This is a genomic window from Agromyces humi (assembly GCF_009720255.1).
In the GTDB taxonomy this organism is placed as follows: Bacteria; Actinomycetota; Actinomycetes; order Actinomycetales; family Microbacteriaceae; genus Agromyces; species Agromyces humi.
Map to the genome: position 1 here is coordinate 1 of NZ_WJSP02000270.1, position 5,209 is coordinate 5,209.

The window sequence follows — 5,209 nt, forward strand, 5'->3', positions numbered from 1 at the left end:
CGGGCGCGCAGCGCGTCGGCCGCTCCGAGCAGCGTGCCGGCGCGCTCGAGGTCGCCGGTCGTGGCCACCGACGCGCTCACCCCCTCCAGCGCGAACGCGATCCCGTTGTCGTTCTGCAGCCGCACGGCGAGATCGAGGTTGCGCAGGAACGCCTCGCTCGCGTCCTGGCCGAGGGCGAGTTGCGCCCACCCCACCTGGGTGAGCGCGATGCTCTCCACGAACATGTCCTGCGCCCGCACCGCCTCGTCGAGCGACTGCTCGAACAGCGTCATCGCACCGGCCAGGTCGCCGCGCTGCAGCCGGATGCGCCCGAGCGCGCCCCGGTACAGCGCGTCGAAGCTCGGGTCCCGGCCGCCTTCGAGGTCGAGCGCCGCACGCTGGCGGGCCTCCGCGAGCTCGAGGTCGGGCGGTTCCACCGACATGTAGGCGAGCGACAGCACCGTCAGGGTCAGGCCCTCCCCGAACTCGTCCCCGATCTCCCGGAAGAGCCGGACGCTCTGCTCCAGCTTCTCCGTGCTGATCTCCGCATCCGTCTGCCACAGCGAGACCCACGAGGGGAACGCGAGCAGGATGGCCCGAGTGCGCGTCGAGAACGGTCGGGCCGCCGCGAGGAGGTCCTCCGTCCACGTCTTCGCCTCGGGGAGGTAGCTTCGGATCCACCAGTACAGCAGCAGCCGCCACACGGCGTCCGCGACCGCATCCACCTCGTCGACGGCGATGAGGTGCCGGAAGGCGGCGCGCAGGTTGTCGCGCTCCGCCTCGAGGCGGTCGAGGGCGGCCACCTGGGTCGCCCCGCGCAGCAGCGGCTCCATCCGGGCTGCGAGGCGCGCGTAGTGGTCCGCGTGCGCGCGGCGCGCTGCTGCGGCATCCGGATCCCGGTCGAAGCGGGCCGCTGCGATCTCCCGCACCGGCACCAGCATCGAGAAGAGTGGCACGTCGGCGTCGCCGTGCTGGCGCAGCAGGCTCCCGTCGACGAGCTCGAGCAGGGTGCCGAGCAGGTCGGTCGCCCACGGGGCGCCTGCGGTCACCGCCTCGACCGCGTCGAGGCTGAAGTCACCGGCGAAGACGCCGAGGCGCACGAACATCGCCCGGGCGTCGTCGCCGAGCAGGTCGATGCTCCACTCCACGGTCGCCTCGATGGTGCGCTGGCGCTCGGGCACGTCGCGCGCAGCGGTGACGAGCAGCGGCAGCACGCGATCCAGCCGCGCGCGCATGGCGGCCGGGGTGAGCGCGCGGATGCGGGCCGACGCGAGCTCGATGGCCAGGGGCACGCCCTCGAGCGCGCGGCAGATGTGGACGACGTCCGCCGCGTTCTCGGGCGTCACCTCGAACCGGGGGTCGGCTGCCCGTGCGCGGTCCCGGAAGAGGCGAACCGCGGGGGCGGCGAGGATCTCGTCGACGGTCGCGTCGTCGGCCGGATCGGCGAGGTCGGGCGGCAGGGCGAGCGGCTCGACGTCGAAGACCTGCTCGCCGCGCACCCTGAGCCGCGCACGACTCGTCACGAGGAACGTCGCGCCGGGCACGTCGGTGAGCAGCGTCACGAGGTCGCGCGCGGCATCGAGCACCTGCTCGAAGTTGTCGAGCACGATCAGGTCGCGCCGTCCGGCCCGGGCGATGCCCAGCTGCTCGGAGAGCGGGCGGTCACCGGCGTCGCGCACGCCGAGTTCACGGGCGATGGCCGGGAGCACGTCCGCGGGGTCGCGCACGTGCTCGAGAGTCACGAACGTCACCCGGTCGAAGGGCGGCCCCGCCTGGTGCGCCACCTCGATCGCGAGGCGGCTCTTGCCGATGCCGCCAGGACCGACGAGCGTGATCAGCCGCTGGGCGTCGTCGGCGAGCCAGGTGAGCAGGGCCGTCACCTCGAACTCCCGTCCCACCGCCTCGGTGTACGGGGCGGGGATGCGTCCGGTCGGTGCGGTGGCGGCGGGCCCGGCGGCGGCGGATGCCTCGTCGCCGGCGACCCCAGCTCCGGACGCGCGCCCGCCCCGCGACGCGTCGAACCGCTCGGCGAGCAGTGTGGCGAGGTCGGACTCGATCAACTCCGCCAACTCGTCGGCGGTCGAGAAGGGCGTGTACGAGGCGGTGCCGTCGTCCCGGATCCGGCCGAGGAGCTCGGCCAGGCGTTCCTCTCGCTCGCCGGCCCGCTTCACGTAGATGAGCTTCGGCATGTCGCCGGGCGCGAGCCGGTACTCGTCCTCGAGCCCCGAGACCTCCTCGCCTGGTGCGATCCATCCGTACTGCTGCCCGTACACGCCCACGAACACATCGCTCTGGCCGAGGTAGGCGCGGTAGAGGTCGCGCGGCGGGTGCGGCCTCGCGCCGAGCTCGAACATCACCGGCGCCAGCCGCAGCCGCTCGATCGCCGTCCGGGCCGCCCGTCGTTCGGGCTCGAGCTCCTTCAAGGTCGAGCTCACGAAGACGCGCAGCCGCTGGTCGGGGGTGCGGATGGACGCCGCGGTGGTCATGCGCGCACGTCCGTCGCGCGAGGAGTGCCCGCGGCGGCGCCGACCGCCTCGCGGCCGAGCGCGAGCTCCAGCACGGCACTTCGCGGCATCCGTCGACCCACGACGCGTGCCGCCTCGAACTCCGCGGCGCGGTCGGTGGTGAGGACGGTGTCGACGAACGACTGGTACGTCACGTACGAACGCTGGTCGTTGATGCCCGTGCGGGCCCGCAAGGCGTCGGCGGCACCGAGGAGCAGGCCGGCGCGCTCGATATCGTCCGAGGCGGCCGCGCATGCGGCGAGTCCCTCGAGCGCGTAGGCGTCGCCGTCGTCGTTCCTCAGGAGGAGCGAGAGCTCCAGCGCACGCGCGAACGGCTCGGGGTGCGATTCGCCCGCCGCGAGACGAGCCCATCCGACCTGCGTCAGCACGAGGATCTCGGCGAACCGGTCGGCAGTGCGCTCGGCGATTCGCCGGGCACGGTCGTAGCAGTCCGTCGCGCCGGCGAGATCACCGCGGAGGAGGAGGACGCGTCCGAGCCCCGAGAGGAACAGCGAGTGGAAGGTCCCGTCACGTTGCACGGCGTCCAGCCCGAGGGCCGAACGCTGTCGCGCTTCGGCACGGTCGAGGTCGGCAGGGGTGACCGACATGTACGACAGCGACGCGATCGAGAGGGCGAGCCCCTCGCTGAACTCGTCGCCGATCGTGCGGAACAGCTGGACGGCCTCTTCCACGGGCTCGGTCGTGATCTTCGCATCCGGCTGGAAGAGCGCGACCATCGACGAGAACGCGAGCGCGACCGCGCGGGTGCGTGGTGACAGCGGTCGACCCGATCCGAGCACGATCTCCATCCAGGCCTTCACCTCATGCAGCAGTCCCCGGATCCACCAGTAGAGGAAGAGCCGCCAGACGGCATCGGCGACGACGTCGACCTCGCCGATCGCGATGAGATGGCGGAACCCCGCCCTGATGTCGTCGCGCTCCGCCTCGAGTCGATCGAGTGCGGCCGGCTGGGTCTCGCCGCGGAGCACCGACTCGGTTGCGGAGGCGAGGCGCACGTAGAACTCGCCATGCGCGCGCCGTACCGCATCGGCACCGGGATCGTCGGAGAACCCGGCGGCGGCGACCTCGCGAACCGGTACGAGCATGGAGAAGAGGGACAGGCCATGGTCGTCGTGCTGCCGCAGGAGGCTGCCGTCGACGAGCTCGAGGATGGTGCCGAGCAGGTCGGCGGCCCATGGTTCGCCGGCCGTGACGGCCTCCACGGCATCCAGGCTGAAGTCGCCCGCGAAGACCCCCAGCCGCACGAACAGCGCGTGCGCGTCCGCGCCGAGCAGGTCGATGCTCCATTGCACGGTCGCCCGGATCGTCCGCTGGCGTTCGGGCACGTCCCGCGCCGCGGTGGCAAGCAGCGGCAGCACCCGGTCCAGGCGTGCGAGCATGGCGGCGGGCGTGAGAGCCCGGATGCGGGCGGCGGCGAGCTCGATCGCCAGTGGAACGCCCTCGAGCGCGCGGCAGATGCGGGCCACATCCTCGACGTTGTCATCGGTCACGTCGAACCTCGGATCGGCGGCGCGCGCGCGATCGCGGAACAGCTGCACGGCCGGCGACCCCAGGATGATCCCGATCGGCGCTTCGGAGGGCTCGGGTGGCAGGCCGAGGGGCTCAACGTCGAAGACCTGTTCTCCGCGCACGCGCAACCGGACCCGGCTCGTCACCAGGAAGGTCGCACCGGGCAGGTCGGTCAGCAGCGAGAGGACGTCGGGGGCGGCATCGACGATCTGCTCGAAGTTGTCGAGCACGATGAGGTCGCGGCGTCCGGCCCGCGCGATGCCGAGTTGCTCGGTCAGTGGGGCGTCGCCCGAGTCGCGCACCCCCAGCTCACGGGCGATCGCACCCAGCACCTCATGGGGGTCACGGACCTGCGCCAGTGCGACGAAGGTCACCCGGTCGAACCGCGCCCCAGCGTTGCGGGCGACCTCGATCGCGAGGCGGCTCTTGCCGATTCCGCCCGGACCGACGAGCGTCACCAGTCGTCGTGAGTCCTCCCCGAGCCACCCGAGAAGGGTCGCGACATCCCCCTCGCGGCCGACGGCGTCGGAGAAGGGCACCGGGAGGCGGCCCGCGGGCGAGGGTTGCGCCGTCGTCGCCGTCGCCCCGGTCGTCGCCGTCGCCGTCGCTGTTCCATCCGGTGCCTGCGTCGCCGCCGGCCGTGAGGCGTCGAACCGTTCGGCGAGCAGCGTCGCGAGGTCCGCCGTCACGAGCTCGGCCAACTCGTCCGCGCTCGAGAACGGCGTGTACGAGGCGGTGTCGTCGTCGCGGATGCGGGCGAGCAGGCCGCCGAGCCGCTCCTCCCGCTCGGCCGGCTGCTTCACGTAGATCAGCTTCGGCATGTCGGCGGACGCGAGGCAGTACTCATCCTCCAGGCCCGAGATCTGCTCTCCTGGCGCGACCCATCCGTACTCCTGCCAGTAGATGCCGACGAACACGTCGCTCTGGTCGAGGTAGGCGCGGTAGAGCTGTCGTGGCGGGTGCGGCCTCGCGCCGAGCTCGAACATCACCGGCGCGAGCCGCAGCCGCTCGATCGCCGTCCGGGCCGCCCGTCGTTCGGGCTCGAGCTCCTTCAAGGTCGAGCTCACGAAGACGCGCAGCCGCTGGTCGGGGGTGCGGATCGACGGCCCGGCAACCATCAGGTCACCGGCTCGACGGACGGCGCTCGGTCCGCCTCGGCCGGCGCTGCCTCGGCCGCCCCGGCCTCCTCGGCCTCG

The 5,209-nt window shown here is 72.6% G+C and carries 2 protein-coding genes; both read right to left on the reverse strand.

Annotated elements, in window-relative coordinates; all coding sequences use genetic code 11:
- On the reverse strand, positions 1-2,465 hold a 2,465-nt coding region (locus tag GH736_RS16760), incomplete at its 3' end, for an ATP-binding protein (RefSeq protein ID WP_159605368.1).
- On the reverse strand, positions 2,462-5,131 hold the full coding sequence (locus tag GH736_RS16765; protein WP_159605370.1) for a DUF4062 domain-containing protein: 2,670 nt from the start codon (positions 5,129-5,131) through the stop codon (positions 2,462-2,464). The genes GH736_RS16760 and GH736_RS16765, both read right to left, overlap by 4 nt.
- Between the last annotated feature and the right edge of the window lie 78 nt (positions 5,132-5,209).